A 25,549-nucleotide genomic window follows, 5' to 3' on the forward strand; every position below is an offset into this window, starting at 1 on the left:
CTAGAAGATGAATCTCGTTCGTTGATGCTGTGTCGCGGCCGCTGTGCCCCCGCGGCCGACGATGGGTCGTCGGCTCGTGTCAGCGCTCGGCCAGGACCTCGCCGATGTACCTGGCAACCGCCGCGACCGACGCGATTGTTCCTGGATAGTCCATTCGGGTGGGGCCGAGAACGCCCATCCCTCCCAGGACCATGCCAGCAGAGCCGTATCCGGTGGAAATCACCGATGTTCCGCGCATCTCCTCGACCTGCGTCTCCTCGCCGATACGCACGGTGACGGTGCGGGTGTCCTGCGTCACGGCGAGCAGCTTGAGTACCACCACTTGCTCTTCCAGCGCTTCGAGTACCGCTCGGAGCGATCCCGGAAACCCTGCGTCGCCCGCGAAGTCCGCAGCGTTGCGCGTCAGATTGGCCGTTCCGCCGAGAACCAGCCGCTCCTCGGGATGTTCGACGAGCGATTCCACCAGCACCGTGGCCGAACGAATCATCGCGTCACGCAGGGCGGGAGGTGCATTTTCGGCCAGCTCGGCCACGGCTGCGGACGCCGCCGCCAGCCGCTTGCCTTCCAGTGCGCCGCCGAGCAACCGCCGCAACTGGGCCAAGTTCTCGTCGTCGATGACGTCGCCGAGTTCGACGATGCGTTGATCGACCCGGCCGGAGTCGGTGATGAGCACCAACAGCAGTCGAGCCGGTGTGAGGGCGACGACCTCCAGATGTCGAACCGAGGACGCCGACAGCGTCGGGTACTGAACCACGGCTACCTGCCGGGTCAGCTGAGCGAGCAGTCGAACACCGCGGCGCAGCACATCGTCCAGGTCGACGCCGTTCTCGAGAAACTCCAGGATGGCGCGACGCTCGGCCGCTGACAACGGTTTGACGTCGGCGATCCGGTCCACGAACTGGCGGTAGCCCTTGTCGGTCGGCACCCGCCCGGAGCTGGTGTGCGGTTGGGCGATGTAGCCCTCGGCCTCGAGGACAGCCATGTCGTTGCGCACGGTCGCACTCGACACACCCAAGTTGTGACGCTCGACAAGAGCACGCGATCCGACGGGCTCCTGAGTGGACACGTAGTCCGCCACGATCGCTCGCAGAACCTCGAACCGCCTGTCGTCGGTGCTCGACATCGGTGCCCACCTCCGTTCTCGTTGCCAATCGTCGCTCGAGTCTAGTAGCCGAGGAACGCATGCTCGTGCAAGGCCTTACTGTGGTCCGAGTGGAAACTGTCTTTCGATTCGGTCCAGCGGTTCGAGGCTCGCGATGATCTTCAAGGGTGTACGAGACGGAAAGCCCTACCCGGAGCACGGCCTGTCCATCAGGGACTGGTCGAGAATTCCTCCACGCCAACTGCGTTTGGACGAGATCGTCACCACCACCAAGGTGCTCGAACTCGACCGGTTGTTGTCCGAGGACTCCACCTTCTACGGCGACCTGTTCCCCCATGCTGTGCAGTTCCGAGGCGTCATCTACCTCGAGGACGGCCTGCACCGCGCTGTCCGGGCGGCGCTGCGCAGTCGAACGGTGTTGCACGCCAGAGTGTTCGACTACGACGCCCTGGGAGCCTGAGGGTTCGAAGGCCCTGAGAACACTGCAGCCTGAAACAGATCGTTCAGGCCGCGGCGATGGTGCGCACCACGGCGTCGGCGAGCAACCGGCCGCGGTCGGTCAGCAAGAGGTGATCGCCTCGCTGCACCATCAACCCGTCCGCCACGGTCTGCTCGGCGGCTGCGAGCTCGGTCGGCCCCAGCAGACTCATCGGCACTCCTGAGCGCAGACGCACGGTCAGCATCAGTTCTTCGAGATGACGATCCTGCGCGGTGAGCAGCTCACTGCCCTGCACCGGCAGCTCGCCCGCGGCGAGCCGATCGGCGTAGGTGGCCGGGTGTTTGACGTTCCAGAATCGCGTGCCGCCGATGTGGCTGTGCGCTCCAGGCCCGGCACCCCACCAATCGCCGCCGTCCCAGTAGCCGATGTTGTGCCGGCACCGCGCATCGGCATCGGCGGCCCAGTTCGATACCTCGTACCAGGACAGGCCTGCTGCGTTCATGGCCGTGTCGATGCGCTCGTATCGGCTCGCCAACACGTCGTCGTCGGGTGCCGGCAACTCACCTCGGCGCACCTTTCGCGCCATGGCGGTGCCGTCCTCGACGATCAGTGCGTACGCGGAGACATGGTCGACACCCGCGTCGAGCACCGCAGCGAGGGACTGGTCGAGATCGCTGTCTCGCTCGCCCGGCGTTCCGTAGATGAGGTCGAGGTTCACGTGCTCGAAGCCGGCTGCGGACGCTTCCTTCGCCGCGGCCACCGCTCGCCCCGGAGTGTGGGTGCGATCCAGAACCGCCAGAACGTGCGGTGCCGCGGATTGCATGCCCAACGACACCCGCGTGAACCCGGCGTCGCGCAGCCGCTCGAAGAATGCAGGCGACGTCGATTCCGGGTTCGATTCCGTGGTCACTTCCGCCCCGTCGGACAGCCCGAAGCTCGACCGGACCGCGCCCAATACGTCCGCGAGGCCGTCGCCCCCGAGCAACGACGGCGTCCCACCTCCGACGAAGACTGTGTCGGCCGTCGGTACTCGACCCGTGCCCGTTCCGATCAGGTTCGCCGCAGCGTCGAGTTCTCTGCGCAGGCCCTCCAACCAGGACTGCGGCGACGCCGATGTGCCCAGCTCCCCGGCCGTATACGTATTGAAGTCGCAGTACCCGCATCGCGTGGCGCAGAAGGGCACATGAACGTAGATCCCGAACGCACGTTCCCCCACTCCGGCGAATGCGCCGGACGGCAGCTCGAAGACTGAGGAGGTATCGACGACGGTATTCACGGACTCCAGTGTCCCAGAGTTCACCGGCGGCCCGATCCACGCGCCGCCCAGGGCGCTGTGCACGCACGACTCGCACCCTGCCAGCCTATTTACCGGAATTTTGGGGTAAATAGGCCGCCGCGGTCGGCACCCGGTCGATGACGTGGCACAATGGCACCCGTGACCGACTCAGGAATTCGACTCGTGGCGCGCCGCCACGTCGATCTCGGCCGTGTCTGCAGCGCGTCGTGTCGACACACGACCGGCTGCTGACCCAGCCCTCCTTGGAGCACGTCCATTCGATCCACCGGTTCCGCACCATCTCGTGAGCGCTCTTCTGCGCAACGATCGGAGCCGGCCCGCACCGAAGATGCAGGAGCATTGCATGTCGTCGACCAGCGACGCGACCACCGACGCTGCCTCCGCCACACCGCGAGAGCGAGCGCCGCGGCCGACCAAGCGTCGCGCCGAAGGCCAGTGGGCTCTGGGCTATCGAGAGCCGCTCAACGCCAACGAGCAGTCCAAGAAGGACGACAACCCGCTCAACGTGCGCGCCCGCATCGAGAACATCTACTCGAAGCAGGGTTTCGACAGCATCGACAAGGGCGATCTGCGCGGCCGGTTCCGCTGGTGGGGTCTCTACACCCAGCGTGAACAGGGCTACGACGGCACCTTCACCGGTGACGACAACATCGACCTGCTCGAGGCGAAGTACTTCATGATGCGCATCCGGTGCGATGCCGGTGCATTGAATCTGGAGCAGCTGCGCACTCTGGCTCAGATCTCGAAGGAGTTCGGCCGCGACACCGCGGACCTCTCCGATCGCGAGAACGTCCAGTTCCACTGGATCGAGGTCGAGAACGTCCCCGAGATCTGGCGTCGGATCGAGGCAGTCGGCCTGAAGACGACCGAGGCGTGCGGAGACTGCCCCCGTGTGGTGCTCGGTTCCCCGCTGGCAGGTGAAGCGGTCGACGAGATTCTCGACCCGACGTCGGCCATCGACGAGATCGTCGAGCGGTACATCGGCAAGCCCGAGTACTCGAACCTGCCACGCAAGTTCAAGACCGCGATCTCGGGTCTGCAGGACGTAGTGCACGAGATCAACGACGTCGCCTTCATCGGTGTCAACCACCCCGAGCACGGGCCCGGCCTGGACCTGTGGGTCGGCGGCGGCCTGTCCACCAACCCGATGCTCGCGCAGCGCGTCGGTGTCTGGGTTCCGCTCGCGGACGTTCCCGATGTATGGGAAGGCGTCGTCTCGATCTTCCGTGACTACGGCTACCGCCGGCTTCGCACCAAGGCGCGCCTGAAGTTCCTCATCAAGGACTGGGGCATCGAAAAGTTCCGCCAGGTCCTCGAGGACGAGTACCTGCACCGCAAGCTCATCGACGGCCCGGCTCCCGAGAAGCCCGCTCGGCCCCGTGATCATGTCGGGATCCAGAAGCTCAAGAACGGGCTCAACGCCGTCGGTGTCGCGCCCATCGCGGGTCGCGTGTCCGGCACCATCCTCGCGGCCGTCGCCGACGCCGCCGAGAAGGCCGGGTCGGATCGCGTCCGATTCACGCCGTATCAGAAGCTGATCGTGCTGGATGTTCCGGACGAGACGCTCGAGCAGCTGATCTCGGACCTCGATGCGCTGGGCCTACCGGCTCGCCCCTCGCATTGGCGCAAGAATCTGATGGCGTGCAGTGGCATCGAGTTCTGCAAGCTCTCGTTCGCCGAAACCCGCAAGCGCTCACAGGTTCTCGTCCCCGAGCTCGAAGAGCGCTTGTCCGACATCAACAGTCGACTCGACGTTCCGATCACGATCAACATCAACGGTTGCCCCAACTCGTGCGCGCGGTCGCAGATCGCCGACATCGGGTTCAAGGGACAGTTGGTCGACGACGGGGACGGGAATCAGATCGAGGGTTTCCAGGTTCACCTCGGAGGCAGCCTCGGCCTGGACAGTGCGTTCGGCCGAAAGTTGCGTCAGCACAAGGTCAACAGCTCCGAGCTGGGAGATTACATCGACAGAGTGGTGCGCAATTTCGACAAGCACCGCGAAGACGGCGAACGGTTCGCTCAATGGGCCGTGCGAGCAGACGAGGCGGATTTGCGATGAGTACCAGACTGAATTTGACGGTCGACCAACTGAAGGACATCGCCGAGCGCGGTGCCCGCGAACTCGACGGCGCAAGCCCGCTCGAGTTGTTGCAATGGACCGAGGACACCTTCGGTAGCGACTTCATCGTCGCCTCCAACATGCAGGACGGGGTTCTCGTTCACCTCGCCGCACAGGTTCACCCCGGAGTGGACGTCCTGTTCCTCGACACCGGCTACCACTTTGCCGAGACCATCGGAACGCGCGATGCCGTCGAGGCCGTATACGGCGTGCACGTCGTCAACGCCCGCGCCGAGAAGACTGTCGCAGAACAGGATGCGATCGACGGCAAGGACCTGTTCGCCCGCGAACCGAACCGCTGCTGCGCGATGCGCAAAGTGGCGCCGCTGAAGAAGGAACTGGCGAACTACAGCGCGTGGGTCACCGGCATCCGGCGAGTCGAGGCCCCGACGCGCGCCAACGCTCCGTTGATCTCGTTCGACGACGCCTTCGGCCTGGTGAAGATCAACCCGATCGCACCGTGGTCGGACGAGGAGATGCAGGCCTACATCGACGAACATTCGATCCTGGTCAACCCTCTCGTCGACGAGGGATATCCGTCCATCGGGTGCGCACCGTGCACCGTCAAACCTGCCCCCGGAGCCGACCCGCGCAGCGGTCGTTGGGCCGGCAAGGCCAAGACCGAATGTGGGTTGCACGCCTCATGACACTCGACCTCACGACGGCGACCGTCGGACGCACCCATCTCGATGCAGATCGGTTCGACACCCTCGACGCACTCGAATCCGAAGCCATCCACATCTTCCGAGAGGTGGCCGGCGAATTCGAGCGCCCCGTCATCCTGTTCTCGGGTGGCAAGGACTCGACGGTTCTGCTGCATCTGGCCATCAAGGCGTTCTGGCCCGCTCCCCTGCCGTTCGCACTGCTGCACGTCGACACCGGGCACAACCTGCAGGAGGTGCTGGACTTCCGCGACCACGTGGTTGCGAAGTACAACCTGCGCCTGCACGTGGCCAGCGTCGAGGAGTACCTCGCCGACGGACGTCTCACCGAGCGCCCCGACGGCATCCGCAACCCGCTGCAGACCGTGCCTCTCCTCGACGCGATCTCCGAGAACCGGTTCGACGCGGTGTTCGGCGGTGCCCGACGCGACGAGGAACGCGCCCGAGCCAAAGAGCGAATCTTCTCGCTGCGCAACGCATTCGGGCAGTGGGAGCCGAAGAAGCAGCGTCCGGAACTGTGGAACCTGTACAACGGCAAGCACTCCCCCGGCGAGCAGGTGCGCGTGTTCCCGCTCAGCAACTTCACCGAACTCGACATCTGGCGCTACATCGCTCGCGACGACGTGGAGTTGGCCAGCATCTACTACGCCCACCAGCGCCCGGTGTATCAGCGCGACGGCATGTGGATGACGCCGGGCGTCTGGGGCGGACCGGCCGAAGGTGAAGAGTTGCAGACACTGTCGGTGCGCTACCGCACTGTCGGCGACGGATCCACCACCGGTGCCGTCCTGTCCGAGGCTGCCGACAATCAAGCGATCCTCGCCGAGGTCGCGGCGTCCAGGCTGACCGAACGCGGAGCCACTCGCGGCGACGACCGCGTGTCCGAGGCTGCCATGGAAGATCGCAAACGAGAAGGATACTTCTGATGAGCAGCACCAGCACGGGTACGCAACTCCTTCGCCTCGCTACCGCAGGCAGCGTCGACGACGGCAAGTCCACTCTTGTCGGACGCCTGTTGTACGACACCAAATCCGTTCTGGCAGACCAGATCGACGCCGTCACTCGGGCCTCGGTGGACAAAGGATTGTCCACTCCCGATCTGTCGCTGCTCGTCGACGGCCTGCGTGCCGAGCGCGAACAGGGCATCACGATCGATGTCGCCTACCGGTACTTCGCGACGCCCAATCGCTCCTTCGTTTTGGCCGACACCCCCGGCCACGTGCAGTACACCCGCAACACCGTCTCGGGCGCGTCGACGGCGCAGTTGGTCATCCTGCTCGTCGACGCCCGCAAAGGCGTGATCACTCAGACCCGAAGGCATGCAGCGGTTCTGGCCCTCCTCGGCGTTCCGCGCCTGGTGCTCGCCGTCAACAAGATCGATCTGGTCGAGGACCCTGCGACCGTCTTCGCCGAGATCTCGGCAGAGTTCAATTCGCTGACTTCCTCGCTCGGCTGGTCCACCGAGGACGTCATCGAAATTCCGGTGTCCGCGCTGCACGGCGACAACGTCGCGGTCAAGTCCGACAAGACCCCGTACTACGACGGGCCCACCCTCATCGAGCACCTCGAGTCGGTCCCGGTGGACGCCGAACCGCACCGGGTCGGTCTGCGCTTCCCCGTGCAGTACGTGATCCGGCCGCGCACAGCGGAGTTCCCGGACTATCGCGGATATGCCGGCCAGGTCGCAGCAGGCTCCGTCGACGTCGGCGACGAGGTCGTCATTCTGCCGTCGGGCACCCGAACGACCGTCGAGCGCATCGACACCGCGGACGGCGAGCTGCGCACGGCGCATGCCGGACGTAGCGTCACCCTCGTCCTCGCCGACGATGTCGACGTCTCGCGCGGCGACACCATCGCCTCCCCGCAGGACGCACCGGAACCGATCGGCGACTTCGAGGCCACGGTGTGCTGGCTCGCCGAGAAGCCGCTTCGCCCGGGCGCTCGTCTGCTGCTCAAGCACGGCACTCGTACCACCCAGGCCATCGTCGGGGCTCTCGTCGAGCGTTTCGACGAACAGGACCTCACTGCACACGAGGGCCCGGAATCGTTGGAGCTCAACGAAATCGGACGCATCTCTGTTCGCGTTGCCGAGCCGATCGTGGCCGACGACTACGCCGTCAACAGGCACACCGGCAGCTTCTTGCTAATCGATCCGGCCGGTGGCAACACACTGGCAGCCGGTCTGGTGGGCAACGCACTGGCCGCCGTCGAGCTGGGGTCGGCAGTTCCGGCGTGACGGCTCTGCTCGCGGTAGCGCACGGCAGCCGCGATCCCCGCTCGAGCGAGACGATCCACCGCGCCGTCGACGTCCTGCGTCGACGGCGTCCGGATCTCGATGTGCGCGTCGCGTTTCTCGACCTGAGTGAGCCAAGCGTCGAGCAGGTACTCGACGAGCTGGCCGATGCAGGACATGCCCGCATCGTCGCGGTTCCACTGTTGTTGGGCAAAGCTTTTCACGCGAAGGTGGACCTGCCCGCGCTGTTGGCTGCAGCACGGGTGCGGCATCCGCGCGTATCGATCGGTCAGTCCGAGGTGCTGGGCGACGACCCACTTCTCGTCGACGCCGTTCGCGATCGTGTTCTCGACGCCGGCGCGGTGCTCGGCGATTCGACCGTCGGAGTCGCCTTGGCTGCCGTCGGATCGAGCGATTCCTCGGCGAACGACCGCAGCCGCGGAGTGGCGAACGTACTGATGTCCGGCACCGGCTGGGCGGGAGTTGTCACCTGTTTCGCCACGTCCGTCGATCCGTCTCCACTCGACGCGGTCGCACAGCTGCGCGCGCTGGGAGCCACCCGGATCGTGGTGGCCCCCTGGTTCCTGGCACCCGGGAGGCTCACCGACCGCATCTCACAGGTGCTGGACGGCCTTCCTGACGTGACGTACGCCGATGTCCTGGGCCCTCATCCGGCAGTGGCCGAGCTCGCCTCCAGGCGGTACGACGCAGCTCTCGCGCACGATCGCTCGATCGCGTAGCACGAACGGTCCTGCTCGTCCGATCAGTGCACCGGAGCCGATTCGGTCGTATCCGTGATCGTCGGAACCCGAGTCGCACGGACGTACACGGTTTCGCCCTCGTGCAGCCCCAGCGCCTCGCTGTCGCCGCGCGTGATCTGCGCCGCGAACAACTCGCCGGTGGCCGCGTTCTTGAGCTCGACCTTCACCTCGAAGCCGAGGCGTACGACCCGTTCGACGACGGCCCGCGTCACCCCGGCAGATTCTGCCGTGCCGCTTGCCTGCGCCTGTGCCAACGACGGGTCGCGTCCGACACGAATGTCGTGCGGGCGCACCAGAAGTCCGTTCAGCCTGGCCACCTGACCGAGAAACGACATCACGAAGTTGTTGGCAGGGCGATCGTAGAGATCCTCCGGGGTGCCGACCTGTTCGATTCTGCCCTTGTTCAGCACCGCGATTCGATCGGCGACGTCGAGCGCTTCTTCCTGGTCGTGGGTCACCAACACGGTGGTGACGTGTACCTCGTCGTGCAATCGGCGCAGCCACGTCCGTAGATCTGCGCGCACCTTGGCATCGAGGGCACCGAAGGGCTCGTCGAGGAGGAGAACCTGCGGGTCGACGGCGAGTGCACGTGCCAGCGCCATGCGTTGACGCTGTCCTCCGGACAGCTGCGCCGGGTAGCGGCCTTGAAAACCCGCCAGACCGACGATCTCGAGCAGTTCGTCGACCTTCTTGGCAATTTCGGCCTTGGGCCGCTTGCGGATCTGTAAGCCGAACGCCACGTTGTCGCGCACCGTCAGGTGTTTGAACGCGGCGTAGTGCTGAAACACGAACCCGATCTCGCGACGCTGCGGGCTCACCCAGGTGACGTCCTGGCCTGCCAGCACCACTCGGCCCGTATCGAGCTGCTCGAGGCCTGCGATGGATCGAAGCAGCGTGGACTTGCCCGAGCCACTGGGTCCGAGCAGCGCCGTCAACGAGCCCTTCGGGATGTCGATGCTGACGTCGTCGAGGGCGGCGAAATCACCGTAGCGCTTGTTTGCGCCGACCACGGAGATCTCGATCTCGGAAGATGTCTCGGTCATTACTTCGTCCTCTTCTTGTCGAGAACCGTCATCAGCAGCAGCACGATGACGGCGATCGCCATGAGCAACGTGGACGCCGCGTATGCGCCCTGCTGATTGAAGTCCTCGTACCGTGAATTGACCAGCAGTGTGAGCGTCTGGGAAATGCCGGGCAGGTTGGTGGAGACCATGATGACGGCGCCGAATTCTCCGAGCGAACGTGCGACGGTGAGCACCACGCCGTAGGTCAGTCCCCATCGGATGGCAGGCAACGTGATTCGCCAGAACGTCTGCCAGGTACTCGCACCCAGAGTCGAGGCAGCTTCTTCCTGCTCTTCACCGATCTCGTACAGGACCGGTTCCACTTCGCGAACGACGAACGGCAAGGTGACGAATATCGTCGCGATGACCATGCCGGGTAGCGCGAAGATGACCTTGAAACCGAGACTTTCGATGCCACCGAACCATCCGTTGGCACCCCACAGCAGGATGAGCGCGACGCCGGTGATGATCGGGGACACCGCGAACGGCAGGTCCACGATCGCTTCGAGTATCCCCTTGCCGCGGAACCGTCCGCGTACCAATGCCAACGCCGTGACGATTCCGAACACGACGTTGATGGGAACGACGATCGCCACGATCAACAGCGACAGTTGGAGAGCGGATTGCGCGGCGGGAGTGGTGATCTGCTCCCAGAACGCCACCACCCCGTCCTCGAACGTGCGAAACAGGATGGCACCGAGGGGGAACAGCACGAGCACAGCGAGATAGATCAGTGCGACGGCACGCAGGGACAGTTTGATCGGGAAACCGATTTTCACGAGATCTGCTCTTCCCGTCTGGCCAACCTGTTGCCGATGATGCGGAGCACGAACAGCACAGCGAAGGCGATTGCCAACAGCACCACGGAGATTGCGGCTGCGTCGATCGGCCGGTCGTACTCGATGAGTTCACGGATGTACTGCGAAGCGACCTGCGTGTCGTTGGGGATGTTGCCGCCGATCAACACCACCGACCCGAATTCGCCGATGGCACGGGCGAACGCGAGCCCACCGCCCGAGAGCACAGCCGGAAGCAGTACCGGCAACACGATGCGCCGAAAAATGGTCCAGTTGTTCGCACCCAGCGATGCGGCCGCCTCTTCGACGTCCTTGTCGAGTTCTATCAGCACCGGCTGCACCGCACGCACCACGAACGGGAGCGTGACGAACAGCAGAGCCACGATGACCGCAGGCTTGGTGGCGTTGAAGACGATGCCGATCGGACTCGACGGTCCGTACAGCGACAGCAACACCAAGCTCGCCACGATGGTCGGTAGTGCGAACGGCAGGTCGATCAGGGCATTGACGAAGCGCTTGCCGGGAAACTCGTCTCGCACCAGAACCCACGCGATCAGTGTGCCGAGAAAGAGGTTGATCACGGCGGCGGCCACGGACACCAGCAGAGTCACCTTGAACGTGGCGATGGCACGTGTCTCGGTGACCGCATCCCAGAAACCACCGAGGCCGCCGTCGAACGACTGAACCGTCAACGCCGCCAACGGCAGCAGCACGATGACACTGAGCCACAGAACGGCGACACCGAGGCCCAGCGGACCCACCGAACCGGGGCCCCGGAACTTGCGACCTTCCCGCCCAGCACGAAACCGAGGTGTCGCACTGGGCGGGACGACCGAACCTGGGGCCGCGGGTTCACCGGTCGACGACGACATCTACCGAGTACTTTCCTGGTAGATCGTCGCAATTGCGCCGTTGTCTCCGAACAGGTCGGCGTCGACCTGAGTCCAGCCGCCGAGATCATCGATGGTGTACAGCTTTTCGGGCGTGAAGAACTTGTCCGAGTATTCGGAGGCGATCTCCGGATTGGTCGGCCGGAAACCCGCCTCGGCCCAGATCTTCTGGCCTTCGTCGGAGTAGACGAAATCGTTGAGTGCGTTGGCACGCTCGAGGTTCGCACTGCTGTTGATCACTGCCACCGGGTTGTCGATGCGGAAGGTGACGGGAACATCCACGTGCTCCACCTTCTGTCCCTGCTCTTCGATGAGCAGTGCCTCGTTCTCGTAGCTCAGTAACGCGTCGCCCTGCCCCTGCAGGAACGCTTCGGTTGCGGCGCGGCCGGATTCGGGCTGCACAGGGAAGTGATCGGCGACGAGCGTACGAACGAAGTCGAGACCGGCCTGCTTGTCCTGGCCACCGTTGCTCTTGGCGGCGTACGGCGCGAGCAGGTTCCACTTAGCCGATCCGGAGCTGAGGGGGCTCGGGCTGATGACCTGAACGTCGGGCTTGATCAGGTCGTCCCACGTCTGGATGTTCTTCGGATTGCCCTCGCGGACGACGATGGTCACCACCGAGCCGAACGGCACCCCGCCGTACGCGTTCTGGTTCCAGTCCTCGTCGACCTTGCCCGCCTTGACAAGTCGAGTGACATCCGGCTCGACGGAGAAGTTGACGATGTCCGCAGGCGCGCCGTCGGCGACCTTGCGCGACTGGTTTCCCGATGCGCCGTAGTCGGCGTTGATCGCCGTACCCTCTCCATCCTCGGTGGCTGCGAACGCCGGACCGATTGCGTCCCAGCCGTTCTTCGGCACTGCGTAGCCGACGAGTGTCAGAGCCGGGCCACTGGCAGTGTCCGACCCGCCCCCGACGACATCGCTGGAACCGCCGCCGCAGGCGGTGACCAGAAGAGTTCCCACAGCTGCGAACGTGGTGAGCAGATAACGAGAACGATGCCTCATTGCGAAAGGCCTTTCATGGTGGTGTGACGATGAGGAAAGAACACAAGACACGCAAGGAGATTCGCGCTGAGCGCCGTAGCAGTCAGGACCCGGCCGGCGAAGCAGCGAACTGGCGGCACGGACTCCGGTCCGTCGTGCGGACACACTGCGCTACGCGGCGACAGTGGATCGACGAAACCGATTCGCGAAGGAAAGAATCAACAACAGTCGATATCGGCGACTGCCAGCATGCCGACAGCAATCAACGCCAACTGGTGGCGGACGCGGTACTCGGCGGCAGAAGACACGGTCAGGAATCTAGCAGAGGTTCCGGACCGACTCTAATCAGAGGAGTCGTGCATGTGCACGACGGGCGCGTGTCAGCGAGTGATCAACCACGCGATGACGACCAACGCCAGCAGCGCGATCAGAGCCCATGTCACCCGAGACCGCGGCATTACAGTCCATCCTTCGTCGTAGACGTCGAGGCCGAGAGCTCGGCCTCGCGTGCTGCGCTGGCGTCACGGCCCAACACGCGCAGGATCACTGCCAGCACGCGATCGAACACCCGAGCCGAGACGAACGCAACCGGAACGAGCACTGCGAGGACGACCACCGACTGCGGAACGAACGGAAGGCCCGTCACCCACAGCTCGACGCCGTCCCACCACCGCGCGAACGATTCCATCCTCGCAGCTTAAACCAGGGCTCCACCTGAGCCGCGCCACGCCGAGTACGGCCTCTCAGTGGACGGCTGCCACGGATCGGTCGATGATTACGCCATGACGGCATTCGATGAGGTTTCGCCCGTGCCCCCGGTCGCCGAGGAGCCGGCCATGGGCTCAGGACATCCAGGCCTGGGCGGAACGGAAGTCCAAGGTGCGTTGGGCAGCACCGATGCGCCGGTGTCCACGTTGGTCTCCTACCGCAGCGCGTTTCCGCCCATCGACGACTACGCATTTCTCTCGGACTGCGAGACGACGTGCCTCATCGCCCGAAACGGCTCCGTCGAATGGATGTGTGTACCGCGGCCGGACTCCCCCAGTATTTTCGGTGCCGTCCTCGATCGAAGCGCGGGCCACTTCCGCGTCGGGCCGTACGGACAGTCGGTACCCGCCGCCCGTCGATACCTGCCCGGCGGCCTCATCGTGGAGACGACCTGGCAGACCGAGACCGGGTGGCTCATCGTGCGTGACGCGTTGGTGATGGGCCCCTGGCACAACACCGACCAGCGTTCTCGAACTCACAAGCGCGCACCGAGCGACTGGGATGCCGAGCACATCTTGCTCCGAACCATCAAATGTGTCAGCGGCACAGTCGAATTGGAGATGAGCTGCGAGCCCGCCTTCGACTACCATCGGGCACCCGCGACATGGGAGTACACCGGCAAGGTGTACGAGGAGACCACCGCGACCTGCGAGGCGAGCGCCGACGGCGACCAGCCCACCCTGAAATTGACCACCAATCTTCGGATCGGCATCGAGGGCCGCGAAGCACGCGCGCGAACCCGAATGACGGAGGGCGACAACATCTTCGTCGCGCTGTCGTGGTCCGATCTTCCCGCACCGCAGACGTTCGAGGAAGCGGCCAGCAAGATGTGGCAGACCTCCGAATGCTGGCGGCAGTGGATCACGATCGGCCGATTCCCCGATCATCCGTGGCGCGGCTACCTCCAGCGCAGCGCTCTGACCCTCAAAGGACTGACCTACGCACCCACGGGAGCACTGCTCGCCGCGTCGACCACGTCGCTACCCGAAACACCTGGTGGGGAACGCAATTGGGACTATCGCTACACCTGGGTCCGCGACTCGACATTCGCTCTGTGGGGTCTGTACACGCTCGGGCTCGACCGTGAGGCCAACGACTTCTTCGCCTTCATGTCCGATGTAGCCACCAGTGCAGACGGGGAGGTCAACCCGCTTCAGGTGATGTACGGCATCGGCGGTGAGAAGACCCTCGACGAGGCCGAACTACCGCACTTGTCCGGGTACGACGGCGCCCGACCGGTACGTATCGGCAACGGTGCCTACGACCAAGAGCAGCACGACATCTGGGGCACCATGCTCGACTCGGTGTACTTGCACGTCAAGTCGCGTGAACACGTCCCGGAGTTCCTGTGGCCTCTGCTCAAGCGGCAGGTCGAGGAAGCGATCGCGAACTGGCGCAAACCCGACCGTGGCATCTGGGAGGTACGCGGTGAGCCCCAGCACTTCACGTCCTCGAAGCTGATGTGTTGGGTTGCGCTCGATCGCGGTGCGAAGCTCGCCGATATCCACGGCGAGAAGGACTACTCGACCAAGTGGAACGAAATCGCCGACGAGATCAAGGCCGACATCCTCGACAACGGCGCGGACTCGCGCGGCGTGCTGACGCAGCGGTACGGAGATCCCTCTCTGGACGCGTCGTTGCTACTCGCACCCCTCCTGCGATTTCTGCCGGCCGACGACGAACGCATTCGTGCCACAGTGCTCGCCATCGCCGACGAGTTGACCGAGGACGGCTTGGTTCTGCGCTATCGAACCGACACCACGGACGACGGTTTGTCCGGCGAGGAAGGCACGTTCACGATCTGCTCGTTCTGGCTCGTGTCCGCCCTGGTGGAGATCGACGAACTCCCGCGCGCCAAGCACCTGTGCGAACGACTGCTTGCCTACGCGAGCCCGCTCAAGCTGTACGCCGAAGAGATCGACCATCGCACCGGCCGTCATCTCGGCAACTTTCCGCAAGCATTCACGCACTTGGCGTTGATCAACGCCGTGGTGCACGTCATCCGAGCAGAGGAAGCGCAGGCATCGGGACACTTCCAGCCCGCCCACGCCAACCCCTGAGCTGTCTGGTTCAGCGGCCGAGTTGTCTCGCCCATTCGGCGACCAGCTCGGCCGCCGGTTTCGCCTGAGCGCGGCGATAGCCGGTCCCGGCCCACATCGACAGTCCCGACGGGTCACCCGCAGCTGCGGCCTTCGCGCGCATCGGCGCGGTCAGATAGTGCAGATCGGGGTACGCCAGCGGGGCGGCGTCGGAGTTCTCGCGCATGAACTCGTTCACCAAGCCCCGCGCAGGACGGCCCGAAAACGCCTTCGTCACGGCGGTACCCGACGCACTGGCCAGCTGCTCGCGGTGCACGGGCTTCGTTCCTGCCTCGGGAGTGTTCAGAAACGCGGTACCCAGCTGGGCTGCATGCGCGGCACCCGAATCCAGCAGCGGCGCAATGTCGTTGCCGTCCATGAGCCCGCCCGCCGCGATTCTGGGCAAATCCGAAATTTCACGTACGCCGACCAGTAACTCCGTCAACGGCTCTTCCGGGGCCGATCCGTCGAACGTGCCTCGGTGTCCGCCCGCCTCGGGACCCTGCACCACCAGTGCGTCCACACCGTTCGCGGTGGCGATCGACGCATCGGAGGCGGTTGCTACCGTTGCCCACACTTCGGTTCCCACCGAATGCAGCTGGGCAACCTCGTCGGCATCGAAGGTGGCGAAAGTACTCGACACCACCGGCACCGGATGGGCAAGCAGCCAGGCGAATTTCCCCGGGTAGTAATCGTCGCGGCGTTTCAGCACGCCGGGTTCGGCGTCGAATCGCTCGAACCACGATGCCAAATGCCGGGCGTAGGAGTCGACATCCGCGCCCGACGGCTCCTCGGGTAGGAAAAGATTGACCCCGAACACCAGACCTCGCATCGAATCTATTTGCGCGGCAAAGGCATCCGGCGTCAGCAACGCGCCGGCGATCATTCCGAGTCCGCCGGCCTCGGACACAGCCCGGGCGAGCTCGGGAGTACTCGGACCGCCCGCCATGGGCGCACCGACAACGGGAACACGCAATTTCTTCAGGATCGGCGTCGTCACAGATTCGAAATGTACTCTCCGAGCGATATCACGGACCACCGACACCTTCCACTTCCCGAATCCTTTTGCACAGCAATAGTTTTCGATTGCATCATCATTGTGCATCGAACACCCGTTCGATACACTTATCTCCATGACCACGGAGATCTGGCAACTGAGCGAGGCAGAACTCCTCGCCGACGCTGCTGATGTCTCCCACCGGATCCAACTGCTCGAAGCCCGGCGCATCGCCCTCGTCGCCGACATCGACACCCGCGTGAGCCGAGAGAAGCTCGGGTTCCCCGGACCCGCCGGCTGGCTGACCTCCACCACCCTTCTCTCACCATCCAAAGCCACCAAGATCGTCGCCCTCGCCCGCGGCATGAAGAACTTCCCCGACATCGCCGACGCCGTCAACACCGGCGTGATGACCATCGACCACGCCGCCCTGATCCTCACCTTCGCCGAAACACCCCCGAAAAACCTCCCCCAAGAGGGCCGCGATCTCGCCCGTACTGCCATGATCGCCGCCGCATCCGGCCCCGAAGCCCGCACCGACCGCATCCGCGCAGCCATCACCAAGTTGCAGGACACCTTCGGCGGTAAGAAGCCACCCGCCGAAGACACGGACCGCAACGAACTCTTCGCCTCGAAGACCTTGAACGGGCGGCTGGTGTTGAAAGGTGATTTCGATGCGATCACCGGCGAGAAGCTGCTCACCGCACTCTCGCCCCTGACCGAACCCCACCCCGCAGCCGACGGCACCCCAGACGGCCGCAGCCCCGCCAAGAGACGAGCCGACGCCTTCGGACACATCCTCGACCGCTACCTCGCCACCTCGAATCGCCCCACCGAAGGCGGCGAAAAACCACACGTTAACCTGCACGTCCGGCTACAGGACCTCCAAAGCCAGAGCAGCCAGAACAACAGCGACATCACCGACGACGAAACGACCCGCGCCGCAGCAGAATACGAGACAGATCCAGCCGATCCGGTTGACCTCGACACCGGAAACCCGATCCACCCCGACACGGACGAGTCCGATCGCCGGGGCGAGGCGGATCCCCGGGGCGAGTCCGATAGCCCGACCGCGAACCGGAGCGCGTATCGGGATCTCTTCGGTGACGGCACGTCGGTCGGGTGGCTACCGTGGATGGGACCCCTCTCCCGCAACACCTCCCGACAACTGGCCTGCGATTGCCTCCTCACCGCCATCGTCATGGACGAGAACGGCAACCCACTCAACCTCGCCCGCACCGCCCGGACCGTCACCGCCAAACAGAAACGCGCATTGACTGCCCGCGATCACGGCTGCGCGTTCCCGGGCTGCGGCAAACCCGCCGCCTGGACCGAAGGCCACCACATCTGGCATTGGGCCGACGGCGGCCCCACCGACATGAACAACCTCGTCCTCCTGTGCGGGTTTCATCACCGACTCATCCACCACTCCGACTGGGAAGTGTTCATCGGCACCGATCAACACCCCTGGTTCGTACCCCCGGCATCCGTCGACCCCTACCGACAACCCAGACCATCCCACGCCCGAGCAGGCCCCCACATCGCATAAGCCCGCGCAAACGCACCAGCCCCACACAAACACACCAGCCCCGCACCGAGAACACGGTGCGGGGCCGGAAAGGTTGCGTTACAACGATTTCAGAGAGCGGAAGTCCCGTCCCTACTTCTTCGGCTTGTCCGACGAGGACTCCGAGGACAGTGCCGCCACGAAGGCTTCCTGCGGAACTTCGACCCGTCCAATGGTCTTCATTCGCTTCTTGCCTTCCTTCTGCTTCTCGAGCAGCTTGCGCTTACGGCTGATGTCGCCGCCGTAGCACTTGGCAAGCACGTCCTTACGGATGGCGCGGATGTTCTCGCGGGCGATGATGCGAGATCCGATAGCAGCCTGAATCGGCACCTCGAACTGCTGCCGCGGAATCAGTTCCTTCAGCTTGGTCGTCATCTTGTTGCCGTAGGCCGCAGCGGCGTCCTTGTGGACGATCGCGCTGAAGGCGTCGACGGCCTCGCCCTGCAGCAGGATGTCGACCTTCACCAGCGCACCGCTCTGCTCGCCGATCTCCTCGTAGTCGAGGCTGGCGTATCCACGAGTACGAGACTTCAGGATGTCGAAGAAGTCGAAGATGATCTCGGCCATCGGAATCGTGTAGCGCAGTTCGACACGAGTCTCCGAAAGGTAGTCCATACCGCCGAGCTCGCCTCGTCGTCCCTGACACAGCTCCATGATGGAACCGATGAACTCGCTCGGCGAAATGATGGTGCACTTGACCATGGGCTCGAACACTTCCCGCGCCTTGCCCTCGGGCCAGTACGACGGGTTGGTGACGATGTGCTCGGCACCGTCTTCCATCTCGACGCGGTAAACGACGTTCGGCGAGGTCGAGATCAAGTCGAGGTTGAATTCACGCTCGAGCCGCTCGCGGGTGATCTCCATGTGCAGCAACCCCAGGAAGCCGCAGCGGAAGCCGAATCCGAGAGCCACGGAGGTCTCCGGCTCGTAGGTCAGGGCCGCGTCGTTGAGCTGAAGCTTTTCGAGGGCGTCGCGCAGGTCCGGGTAGTCGGAGCCGTCGAGTGGGTAAAGGCCCGAGTAGACCATCGGCCGTGGCTCGCGGTAACCGGTCAGCGGCTCGGTAGCACCCTTGCGGAACGTGGTGACGGTATCGCCGACCTTGGACTGACGGACGTCCTTGACGCCGGTGATCAGGTACCCCACCTCGCCGACGCCCAGACCCTTCGTGGCCTTCGGGTCCGGCGACACGATGCCGACTTCGAGCAACTCGTGCGTCGAGCCGGTCGACATCATCGTGACCTTCTCACGAGGGTTGAGTGCGCCGTCGACCACTCGGACGTAGGTGACGACGCCTCGGTAGGTGTCGTAGACCGAGTCGAAGATCATCGCGCGGGCAGGCCCGTCCGGGTTGCCGACCGGAGCCGGCACCAGCTTGACGACCTCGTTGAGCAGTTCCTCGACGCCTACTCCGGTCTTGCCGGACACCCGCAGCACGTCGTCGGCCTCGCATCCGATGATGTGCGCGATTTCGGCGGCGTAACGATCCGGGTCGGCAGCAGGCAGGTCGATCTTGTTGAGCACGGGGATGATAATGAGCTCTTTGTCGAGAGCCAGGTAGAGGTTCGCCAGCGTCTGCGCCTCGATGCCTTGAGCAGCGTCGACGAGCAAGACAGCACCTTCACACGCTTCGAGCGCGCGGGACACCTCGTACGTGAAGTCGACGTGGCCGGGTGTGTCGATGAGGTGCAGAACGAATTCTTCGCCGTCGACGACCCAGGGCAGACGCACGTTCTGCGCCTTGATGGTGATGCCGCGTTCGCGCTCGATGTCCATCCGGTCCAGATACTGCGCACGCATCGACCGGTCGTCGACGACGCCGGTGAGCTGCAACATCCGGTCTGCCAGCGTCGACTTTCCGTGGTCGATGTGGGCGATGATGCAGAAGTTCCTGATCCTGGACGGATCGGTGAACGTCGTGTCGGCGAAGCTGGGCACTCGTATCCTTCGGCTGGCGTGTTCGAAATGAGCGAACGGGTTTCCCTATCGTCCCACGAGCGGAACGGTGCGCCGTCCCCGGCTGTCCGTCGTGGCTGGTCCCCCGGTGAGTCAGGGCGGTTTGTAGCGCTGCCGCCGTGGCTACACTCGCCGCATGGCTGGCAACTGGAGCAGATTCGGCAAGGAACTGGGCAAGATCGCGATGCGCGAGGGCCCGCGGCTACTGCGTCAACTACAGAACTCCGGTGCGCTGCAGAAGGGCAAGGACGCGATCTCCGGAAGCGCGTCGCGCACACCGGCTCCTGCACCTCGCCCCGGCCGTCCGGTGGCATCGCAGACCAGGCCGACCGCCCAACGGGCGCGGACCGTCGAGTACTCCCCCGATCTGGACGGTAAGGCCGATCCGGGTGAGATCGTCTGGACCTGGGTCACCTACGAGGAAGACGCCACTCAGGGCAAGGACCGCCCGGTGCTGGTCATCGGGCGCGAGGGCAACGATCTGCTCGGTCTGATGCTGTCGAGCCAGAGCAGCCGCGACGGCGACCGCGACTGGCAGTCGATCGGATCCGGCGCGTGGGACGCCGAGGGGCGACCGAGCTGGATTCGTCTGGACCGAGTTCTCGATGTGCCCGAGGACGGCATTCGTCGCGAAGGCGCAATCCTCGGTAGAGCTCAGTTCGAGTCCGTGGCAGATCGGTTGCGTCGGGACTACGGCTGGAACTGACCTCGTGCGCGTTTTGCGTATCCCTGGGTACGCAAAACGCGCACGACGCTAGGCCAGCCGCGTGATCTCCACGACCACGTCGAGAGCCGTCGAACCGCCGCCGGAGAAGATGCCCTTGAGCGGCGGGACGTCGGCGTAATCACGGCCGAGTCCGACCGACACGTGCTGCTCGTTGACGGCGATGGCGTTGGTGGGGTCGTAGCCCCACCACGCCCCGGTCCAGGCCTCGATCCAGGCGTGGCTCTGGCCTTCCACCGTCGCACCGATCGCGGCCTGTTTCTTCGGGTGCAGGTAGCCCGAGACGTACCGGCTGGGGATGCCGACGCTGCGCAGCATCAGCAGCGTCAGGTGGGCGTAGTCCTGACACACACCCTTCTTCTCCGACCAGGCCTCCACCGCCGAGGTGTGCACACCGGTGGTACCGGGAACGTACGACATCTCCTGGTTGACCCAGTTGGAGATCTCGACGACCGATTCCTGCGGCGGCAGACCCTTCGACAGCTTTTTCGCGACCGACGCGAGTTGCCTGTTCTTCGGCACGTACTCGGTGTTGTCGAGCACCTCGTTGAAGCGGTCGGTGATCGGGTCGCTGGCCAGCTCCTCCCATGAGGCGTTCTCGTCGGGGTAGACGAAGGGGTCGGTCTCGACCACCGACGAACCGGTCACCTCGAGCTCGGTGTGCGGCGCGTGCAGGTCGAATGCCGTCACCGCCGTTCCCCAGTAGTCGGTGTACCGGTAGGAGCGGGTCACCGGGTTGGTCTCGACTCGGTTCAGAATGACGTTCTGCCGGTTGTCACTTCGCGGCGTCAGTCGAGCCTCGTTGTACGACGACGTCACCGGTGCGTCGTACTGATAGCCCGTGGTGTGCACGACACGCATACGCCAGCTCACAGTTCACCTTCCAATTGATCTTCGTATGTGCCGGACCCGGCATCGGTCCACGCCACCCACGGCGCGGCATGGAAGTACTGCTTCGAGATCGCCTCGCCGAGTTCGCGGCAGGTTTCCTGCAATGCCAGCAGCCGATCCTGCAGGTCCTCGAGAATTGCACCGGGACGCAGGAATTCGAGCTCACTTCGAGCGCGACCGAGTAGGCGCTGCGCCTCGGCGCGGGCACCGACGCGACTGTTCGGCTGATGATCGAGCTGGTCGAGAGACCGTTCCGCCTCGGTCAGTGCGTAGAACACCGAACGCGGAAAGAGTCTGTCCAACAACATGAATTCCAGTACTCGCTGGGCATCGAGCGCGCCGCGGTAGGTGCGCAGGTAGGTGTCGTGGGCACCGGCCGAGCGAAGCACAGTGACCCAAGCCGGCGACGACGGCCGGTCACCGGCTCGCGAGAGCAACAACCGAACGATCATGTCGATGCGCTCGACCGAGCGACCGAGCAGGAGAAAGCGGTAGCCGTCGTCGTGGCTGAGGGTGGAGTCCGCGAGACCGGCGAACATCGCGGCGCGCTCCTCGATGTAGCTGAAGAACTCGGCCGGGCCGGTGCGCTTGGACGCCCTGATGCGCTCGTTCAATCCGTTGTACGTGGTGTTCAAGCACTCCCACATCTCACTGGACGTGACTTCACGCGCACCTCGGGCGTTCTCGCGCGCACTCGACAGTGAGTCCACGATCGAACCCAATCCGTCGCGGCTGAAGGCGACGACCTCGGTAAGCGACCACACGTCGAGCGAGACGTCCGGCTCGTGCTGGAAACCGAGCACTCGCAACAACACTCGCGAAGTGTGGTCGGGATCGACTGTGGCGTCTTCGAGAAGTTGGTGGACGGTGACATCGAGAATGCGGGCCGTGTCATCCGCTCTCTCCACATACCGCCCGATCCAGTAGAGCGACTCTGCGTTGCGCGCGAGCATTTACTGTCCACCGCCGTTCGAGTCCGAGTTCGTTGCCTGCTGCTGTTGCTGCTGCTGCTGCTGCTGATTCATTTGTTGGTCCATCGTCAGCTCCGGGCCTTGTTCGGCCATCGGTGACTCCGGCGGAACGCTGACGATCTCGTCGCCGGCAAGTTCCTGCTCCTCCTGAGAGGTCCGAGTGGCGAGCACCCAGGTGTCCTTGCTGCCACCGCCCTGGCTGGAGTTCACCACCAGGGACCCCTCCGGCAACGCCACTCGGGTCAGTCCGCCGGGCAACACCCAGACGTCGTCGCCGTCGTTGACCGCGAACGGCCGCAGGTCGACGTGGCGGGGTACCAAGCGATCGCCGATCTTCGTCGGCACCGTCGAGAGCTGTACGACGGGCTGGGCGATCCAGCCGCGCGGATCCGCGCGGACCTTCTTGCTGATGGTGGCGAGTTCCTTCGGCGAGGCGTCGGGTCCGAAGACGATGCCGTAGCCGCCAGAACCTTCCACCGGCTTGATCACCAGTTCGTCGATGCGGTCGAGGACTTCCTCGCACTCGTCGTCGAGCCAGCACCGGAACGTGTCGACGTTGGCCAGCAGCGGCTTCTCGCCCATGTAGTAGTCGATGATGGTGGGAACGTAGGTGTAGACGAGCTTGTCGTCGCCGACGCCGTTTCCGACGGCACTCGAGATGACGACGTTGCCTGCGCGGGCGGCGTTGACCAGACCTGCTACTCCCAGCACCGAGTCGGGACGGAACTGCATGGGGTCGAGATAGTCGTCGTCGATTCGTCGGTAGATGACATCGACCTGACGCTCACCCTCGGTGGTGCGCATGTAGACGATGTTGTCTCGGCAGAACAGGTCTCGACCTTCGACGAGCTCGACGCCCATCAGCCGAGCGAGCAGCGAGTGCTCGAAGTACGCCGAGTTCGCCACGCCCGGAGTGAGAACCACCACGGTCGGGTCGGCCTCGTTGAGGGCGGCCGATGCGCGCAGTGCCCGCAGCAGATGCGAGGCGTAGTCGCCGACGGCACGCACGCGGTGACTGGCGAACAGGTCCGGGAACACCCGGGCCATGGTCCGGCGGTTCTCCATGACGTAGGAGACGCCCGAGGGTGAGCGCAGGTTGTCTTCGAGGACACGGAACGTGCCCTGCGCGTCGCGCACGAGGTCGATTCCGGCAACGTGGATACGTACGCCGTTGGGCGGGGTGATGCCGACGGCCTCACGGTGGAAGTGCTCGCACGACGTGATCAGGCGTTTCGGAACGACGCCGTCCCGCAGGATTTCCTGGTCTCCGTAGATGTCGGCGAGAAACATCTCGAGAGCCTTAACGCGCTGCTTGATGCCGCGTTCGAGACGCGACCACTCCCCTGCTGCGATGACGCGGGGCACCTGATCGAGCGGGAACGGGCGTTCTTGGCCGGACAGCGAGAACGTGATGCCCTGGTCGACGAACGCGCGTCCGAGCGCATCCGATCTGGCGTCCAGGTCCACGGCGTTCGCCGGGGCGAGCGCCGTGTGGATTCCTTTGTACGGCGTTCGAGTACGACCGTCCGAGTCGAACATCTCGTCGAAGGCGAGGCTGTACTTTCCGACGTCGGAGTACCCCCCGAACACCCCGTCTGCATCGGGTTCGACACGATCCGCTGACTTCGTTCTGGTCGCTTTGGCCTTGGAGGCGGCATGCGTTGCCGATCGCGGACTCATCCTGGCAATGTTGCTACAGAGACAGGAGTTAGGCGCGGTAGAAGCGTTAAATTCTTGAAACGGCTGTGGAGGGCGACGCCGGATTGGGTTCTGCCGTCCTGTGCTGGTATTCTCGATCTTCGGCGCAGGGCTCAACGCTCAGCAGCAGACTTCGGGCATTCCAGCATGGATCGCCCTGACCGGAATACCGACGAAGACGACAAGGATTTTACGCGTGGCCAATATCAAGTCCCAGAAGAAGCGGATTCTCACCAACGAGCGTGCACGCCTGCGCAACCAGTCGGTGAAGTCCTCCCTTCGCACCGTCATCCGCTCGTTCCGCGAGGCACAGGCTGCGGGCGACAAGGACAAGGCTTCCGAGATTCTCCTCGATGCCGGCCGCAAGCTCGACAAGGCCGCCAGCAAGGGCGTCATCCACAAGAACCAGGCCGCCAACAAGAAGTCGGCACTGGCTCTCGCAGTCAACAAGCTCTGATCTCGTACTGAGCTCGATCGAGCCCGCTGCATCCGATGAGGACGCAGCGGGCTTTGTCGTGCGCCGGGCACCCCGCTAGCGGTCACCCAACGAGGCGACCTCGGCGACAGCTCGCTCCACCGCGTAGTCCGCGTCCGCTGCTTGGCCTTTGACGTCGGCGTTCAGCTGCGCCACCACGCGCAGGGCCTGCGCTATCGAGCGGCCGTTCCAGCCGCGCGCTTGGCCCTGCGCCTTCTTGATCTTCCAGGGCGGCATTCCCAGTTCGCCTGCCATCCGGAACGGGTCACCGCGACCGGCCGAGCCGACGAGCGCGATTGTGCGCACGGCATCGGCGAGCGCATCCGCGAGAAGAACGTGGGCCACTCCCCGGTGCATCGCCCACCGCAAGGCTTCGAGAGCGCCGGCTCGATCACCGATGACGGCCTTGTCCGCGACGTCGAATCCCGATACCTCCGCCTTGCCCGAGTAGTACCGACGCACGGCGGCCAGATCGACTTTGCCTCCGGTGTCGGAGACCAACTGTGAACACGCCGAGGCCAATTCGCGGAGTTCGTTACCGACGGACTCGACGACAGCCTCGATCACCTCGCCGCTGACGCGGACGTCCGCCGCGCGAAACTCGCCCCGGACAAAATCGATCCGCTCGGCCGGTTTGGTGAGCTTGACGCATTCGTGGACCTGAGCCCCGCATTTCTGGAGGGCACCGACCATCGCTTTGGCGCGGCCGCCGCCGGAATGCATGACCACCACGACGGCACCCTCGGGTGGATCGGTAGCCGCGTCGAGCACCAGAGCGACTGCATCCTTGCCGGCCTCGGCCGCCGCCTCGAGTACGACGACACGGTCTTCGGCGAACAGAGACGGACTCAGCAGTTCGGCGAGCTCGGGAGCACTTGCGTCACCGGTCCGCAGCCGGGTCACCGGGAGGTCCTCCCCCGGGATCGCCGCATTCGCACGCACCTGCGTCACGATCGCGGCCACCGCACGATCCATCAGTAGTTCCTCGTCGCCGAGTACCAGATGCAGAGGAGCCACACTCGAAGTCACGACCATGATCGTGCCATGCGCCGCCGACACCACGGACATCCGCTTCG

Annotated in this window: 24 protein-coding genes; 10 read left to right on the forward strand and 14 right to left on the reverse strand. The window is 64.5% G+C overall.

Annotation, left to right across the window (positions count from 1 at the left end; translation table 11 throughout):
- Positions 1 to 79 precede the first annotated feature (79 nt).
- Complete coding sequence (hrcA, locus tag JLZ96_RS18215) at positions 80 to 1,123, reverse strand: heat-inducible transcriptional repressor HrcA (protein ID WP_027497502.1); 1,044 nt, start codon at positions 1,121 to 1,123, stop codon at positions 80 to 82.
- A gap of 133 nt (positions 1,124 to 1,256) precedes the next feature.
- On the opposite strand from hrcA, the gene JLZ96_RS18220 reads away from it, so the two are divergent.
- Positions 1,257 to 1,562, forward strand: a complete 306-nt coding sequence (locus JLZ96_RS18220) for a type II toxin-antitoxin system VapB family antitoxin (RefSeq protein WP_027497503.1) — start codon at positions 1,257 to 1,259, stop codon at positions 1,560 to 1,562.
- Between the two features lie 43 nt (positions 1,563 to 1,605).
- On the opposite strand, the gene hemW is transcribed toward JLZ96_RS18220, so the two are convergent.
- Positions 1,606 to 2,817, reverse strand: a complete 1,212-nt coding sequence (gene hemW / locus JLZ96_RS18225; RefSeq protein WP_201010911.1) for a radical SAM family heme chaperone HemW — start codon at positions 2,815 to 2,817, stop codon at positions 1,606 to 1,608.
- A 364-nt stretch (positions 2,818 to 3,181) separates the two neighbouring features.
- Here hemW and JLZ96_RS18230 point away from each other — a divergent pair, with 364 nt between their 5' ends.
- The 5 genes from JLZ96_RS18230 to JLZ96_RS18250 are packed head-to-tail and all read left to right on the forward strand — an operon-like array spanning position 3,182 to position 8,595.
- Positions 3,182 to 4,900, forward strand: a complete 1,719-nt coding sequence (locus JLZ96_RS18230; RefSeq protein WP_032374560.1) for a nitrite/sulfite reductase — start codon at positions 3,182 to 3,184, stop codon at positions 4,898 to 4,900.
- On the forward strand, positions 4,897 to 5,607 hold the full coding sequence (locus JLZ96_RS18235) for a phosphoadenylyl-sulfate reductase (protein ID WP_032368442.1): 711 nt from the start codon (positions 4,897 to 4,899) through the stop codon (positions 5,605 to 5,607). The genes JLZ96_RS18230 and JLZ96_RS18235 overlap by 4 nt, the downstream gene beginning before the upstream one ends.
- Positions 5,604 to 6,548 carry a sulfate adenylyltransferase subunit CysD gene (gene cysD / locus JLZ96_RS18240; protein WP_027497507.1) on the forward strand — a complete coding sequence of 315 codons (945 nt, stop codon included), beginning with the start codon at positions 5,604 to 5,606 and terminating at the stop codon, positions 6,546 to 6,548. The genes JLZ96_RS18235 and cysD overlap by 4 nt, the downstream gene beginning before the upstream one ends.
- Positions 6,548 to 7,858: a sulfate adenylyltransferase subunit 1 gene (locus tag JLZ96_RS18245; RefSeq protein WP_032368177.1), complete on the forward strand. Its 1,311-nt coding sequence runs from the start codon at positions 6,548 to 6,550 to the stop codon at positions 7,856 to 7,858. The genes cysD and JLZ96_RS18245 overlap by 1 nt, the downstream gene beginning before the upstream one ends.
- Entirely contained in the window at positions 7,855 to 8,595 is a 741-nt protein-coding gene (locus JLZ96_RS18250; protein ID WP_201010912.1) for a sirohydrochlorin chelatase, read from the forward strand. Before JLZ96_RS18245 ends, JLZ96_RS18250 begins: the two co-directional genes overlap by 4 nt.
- Before the next feature lie 23 nt (positions 8,596 to 8,618).
- On the opposite strand, the gene JLZ96_RS18255 is transcribed toward JLZ96_RS18250, so the two are convergent.
- The 6 genes from JLZ96_RS18255 to JLZ96_RS18275 form a co-directional block, all read right to left on the reverse strand.
- Positions 8,619 to 9,659, reverse strand: a complete 1,041-nt coding sequence (locus JLZ96_RS18255) for a sulfate/molybdate ABC transporter ATP-binding protein (RefSeq protein WP_032368179.1) — start codon at positions 9,657 to 9,659, stop codon at positions 8,619 to 8,621.
- Complete coding sequence (gene cysW / locus JLZ96_RS18260) at positions 9,659 to 10,459, reverse strand: sulfate ABC transporter permease subunit CysW (protein ID WP_201010913.1); 801 nt, start codon at positions 10,457 to 10,459, stop codon at positions 9,659 to 9,661. Before cysW ends, JLZ96_RS18255 begins: the two co-directional genes overlap by 1 nt.
- On the reverse strand, positions 10,456 to 11,349 hold the full coding sequence (gene cysT / locus JLZ96_RS18265) for a sulfate ABC transporter permease subunit CysT (protein ID WP_236254146.1): 894 nt from the start codon (positions 11,347 to 11,349) through the stop codon (positions 10,456 to 10,458). The genes cysW and cysT overlap by 4 nt, the downstream gene beginning before the upstream one ends.
- Positions 11,350 to 12,372 (reverse strand): sulfate ABC transporter substrate-binding protein, encoded by a 1,023-nt coding sequence (locus tag JLZ96_RS18270; RefSeq protein ID WP_032368180.1) that lies wholly within the window; start codon positions 12,370 to 12,372, stop codon positions 11,350 to 11,352.
- Between the two features lie 197 nt (positions 12,373 to 12,569).
- The gene (locus tag JLZ96_RS25250; protein WP_310180897.1) at positions 12,570 to 12,659 is read right to left on the reverse strand and encodes an Ms4533A family Cys-rich leader peptide; all 90 of its coding nucleotides are present in this window, start codon (positions 12,657 to 12,659) and stop codon (positions 12,570 to 12,572) included.
- 149 nt (positions 12,660 to 12,808) lie between these two features.
- On the reverse strand, positions 12,809 to 13,039 hold the full coding sequence (locus JLZ96_RS18275; protein ID WP_027497514.1) for a hypothetical protein: 231 nt from the start codon (positions 13,037 to 13,039) through the stop codon (positions 12,809 to 12,811).
- A gap of 94 nt (positions 13,040 to 13,133) precedes the next feature.
- On the opposite strand from JLZ96_RS18275, the gene JLZ96_RS18280 reads away from it, so the two are divergent.
- Entirely contained in the window at positions 13,134 to 15,179 is a 2,046-nt protein-coding gene (locus JLZ96_RS18280; RefSeq protein ID WP_236254147.1) for a glycoside hydrolase family 15 protein, read from the forward strand.
- A gap of 10 nt (positions 15,180 to 15,189) precedes the next feature.
- On the opposite strand, the gene JLZ96_RS18285 is transcribed toward JLZ96_RS18280, so the two are convergent.
- The gene (locus JLZ96_RS18285) at positions 15,190 to 16,197 is read right to left on the reverse strand and encodes a nitronate monooxygenase (protein WP_201010914.1); all 1,008 of its coding nucleotides are present in this window, start codon (positions 16,195 to 16,197) and stop codon (positions 15,190 to 15,192) included.
- Positions 16,198 to 16,330: 133 nt separating this feature from the next.
- Here JLZ96_RS18285 and JLZ96_RS18290 point away from each other — a divergent pair, with 133 nt between their 5' ends.
- Positions 16,331 to 17,743, forward strand: coding sequence for an HNH endonuclease signature motif containing protein (locus JLZ96_RS18290; protein ID WP_201010915.1), 1,413 nt, complete (start codon positions 16,331 to 16,333; stop codon positions 17,741 to 17,743).
- A 111-nt stretch (positions 17,744 to 17,854) separates the two neighbouring features.
- Here the strand turns inward: JLZ96_RS18290 and lepA are convergent, their stop codons facing one another.
- Entirely contained in the window at positions 17,855 to 19,702 is a 1,848-nt protein-coding gene (lepA, locus tag JLZ96_RS18295; protein ID WP_374758055.1) for a translation elongation factor 4, read from the reverse strand.
- A 148-nt stretch (positions 19,703 to 19,850) separates the two neighbouring features.
- On the opposite strand from lepA, the gene JLZ96_RS18300 reads away from it, so the two are divergent.
- Positions 19,851 to 20,420: a type II toxin-antitoxin system PemK/MazF family toxin gene (locus JLZ96_RS18300; protein WP_048318614.1), complete on the forward strand. Its 570-nt coding sequence runs from the start codon at positions 19,851 to 19,853 to the stop codon at positions 20,418 to 20,420.
- Positions 20,421 to 20,468: 48 nt separating this feature from the next.
- Here the strand turns inward: JLZ96_RS18300 and JLZ96_RS18305 are convergent, their stop codons facing one another.
- From JLZ96_RS18305 to JLZ96_RS18315, 3 genes are read right to left on the reverse strand one after another with little or no spacing between them, the layout of a single operon-like run.
- Complete coding sequence (locus JLZ96_RS18305) at positions 20,469 to 21,311, reverse strand: transglutaminase family protein (protein WP_196248540.1); 843 nt, start codon at positions 21,309 to 21,311, stop codon at positions 20,469 to 20,471.
- Positions 21,308 to 22,282 carry an alpha-E domain-containing protein gene (locus tag JLZ96_RS18310; RefSeq protein ID WP_032368183.1) on the reverse strand — a complete coding sequence of 325 codons (975 nt, stop codon included), beginning with the start codon at positions 22,280 to 22,282 and terminating at the stop codon, positions 21,308 to 21,310. The genes JLZ96_RS18305 and JLZ96_RS18310 overlap by 4 nt, the downstream gene beginning before the upstream one ends.
- Positions 22,283 to 23,839 (reverse strand): circularly permuted type 2 ATP-grasp protein, encoded by a 1,557-nt coding sequence (locus JLZ96_RS18315; protein WP_205913094.1) that lies wholly within the window; start codon positions 23,837 to 23,839, stop codon positions 22,283 to 22,285.
- A gap of 355 nt (positions 23,840 to 24,194) precedes the next feature.
- On the opposite strand from JLZ96_RS18315, the gene rpsT reads away from it, so the two are divergent.
- A complete protein-coding gene (rpsT, locus tag JLZ96_RS18320; protein WP_027497522.1) occupies positions 24,195 to 24,455 on the forward strand; it encodes a 30S ribosomal protein S20 in 261 nt (86 codons plus the stop codon).
- A 75-nt stretch (positions 24,456 to 24,530) separates the two neighbouring features.
- On the opposite strand, the gene holA is transcribed toward rpsT, so the two are convergent.
- Complete coding sequence (holA, locus tag JLZ96_RS18325) at positions 24,531 to 25,502, reverse strand: DNA polymerase III subunit delta (protein ID WP_027497523.1); 972 nt, start codon at positions 25,500 to 25,502, stop codon at positions 24,531 to 24,533.
- Positions 25,503 to 25,549 lie beyond the last annotated feature (47 nt).

It is taken from the genome of Rhodococcus sp. NKCM2511, assembly GCF_014905595.1.
Classification (GTDB): Bacteria; Actinomycetota; Actinomycetes; order Mycobacteriales; family Mycobacteriaceae; genus Rhodococcoides; species Rhodococcoides fascians.

What these genes read in the sequence shown, in the direction of transcription:
- cysD (WP_027497507.1), top strand. Translation starts at nt 5,604, where the DNA reads ATGACACTCGACCTCACGACGGCGACCGTCGGACGCACCCATCTCGAT.
- JLZ96_RS18280 (WP_236254147.1), top strand. Translation starts at nt 13,134, where the DNA reads ATGACGGCATTCGATGAGGTTTCGCCCGTGCCCCCGGTCGCCGAGGAG.
- JLZ96_RS18220 (WP_027497503.1), top strand. Translation starts at nt 1,257, where the DNA reads ATGATCTTCAAGGGTGTACGAGACGGAAAGCCCTACCCGGAGCACGGC.
- hrcA (WP_027497502.1), bottom strand. Translation starts at nt 1,123, where the DNA reads ATGTCGAGCACCGACGACAGGCGGTTCGAGGTTCTGCGAGCGATCGTG.
- cysT (WP_236254146.1), bottom strand. Translation starts at nt 11,349, where the DNA reads ATGTCGTCGTCGACCGGTGAACCCGCGGCCCCAGGTTCGGTCGTCCCG.
- JLZ96_RS18270 (WP_032368180.1), bottom strand. Translation starts at nt 12,372, where the DNA reads ATGAGGCATCGTTCTCGTTATCTGCTCACCACGTTCGCAGCTGTGGGA.
- JLZ96_RS18245 (WP_032368177.1), top strand. Translation starts at nt 6,548, where the DNA reads ATGAGCAGCACCAGCACGGGTACGCAACTCCTTCGCCTCGCTACCGCA.
- JLZ96_RS18290 (WP_201010915.1), top strand. Translation starts at nt 16,331, where the DNA reads ATGACCACGGAGATCTGGCAACTGAGCGAGGCAGAACTCCTCGCCGAC.
- JLZ96_RS18255 (WP_032368179.1), bottom strand. Translation starts at nt 9,659, where the DNA reads ATGACCGAGACATCTTCCGAGATCGAGATCTCCGTGGTCGGCGCAAAC.
- JLZ96_RS18230 (WP_032374560.1), top strand. Translation starts at nt 3,182, where the DNA reads ATGTCGTCGACCAGCGACGCGACCACCGACGCTGCCTCCGCCACACCG.
- JLZ96_RS18310 (WP_032368183.1), bottom strand. Translation starts at nt 22,282, where the DNA reads ATGCTCGCGCGCAACGCAGAGTCGCTCTACTGGATCGGGCGGTATGTG.
- JLZ96_RS18235 (WP_032368442.1), top strand. Translation starts at nt 4,897, where the DNA reads ATGAGTACCAGACTGAATTTGACGGTCGACCAACTGAAGGACATCGCC.
- JLZ96_RS18300 (WP_048318614.1), top strand. Translation starts at nt 19,851, where the DNA reads ATGGCTGGCAACTGGAGCAGATTCGGCAAGGAACTGGGCAAGATCGCG.
- JLZ96_RS18275 (WP_027497514.1), bottom strand. Translation starts at nt 13,039, where the DNA reads ATGGAATCGTTCGCGCGGTGGTGGGACGGCGTCGAGCTGTGGGTGACG.
- JLZ96_RS18315 (WP_205913094.1), bottom strand. Translation starts at nt 23,839, where the DNA reads ATGTTCGACTCGGACGGTCGTACTCGAACGCCGTACAAAGGAATCCAC.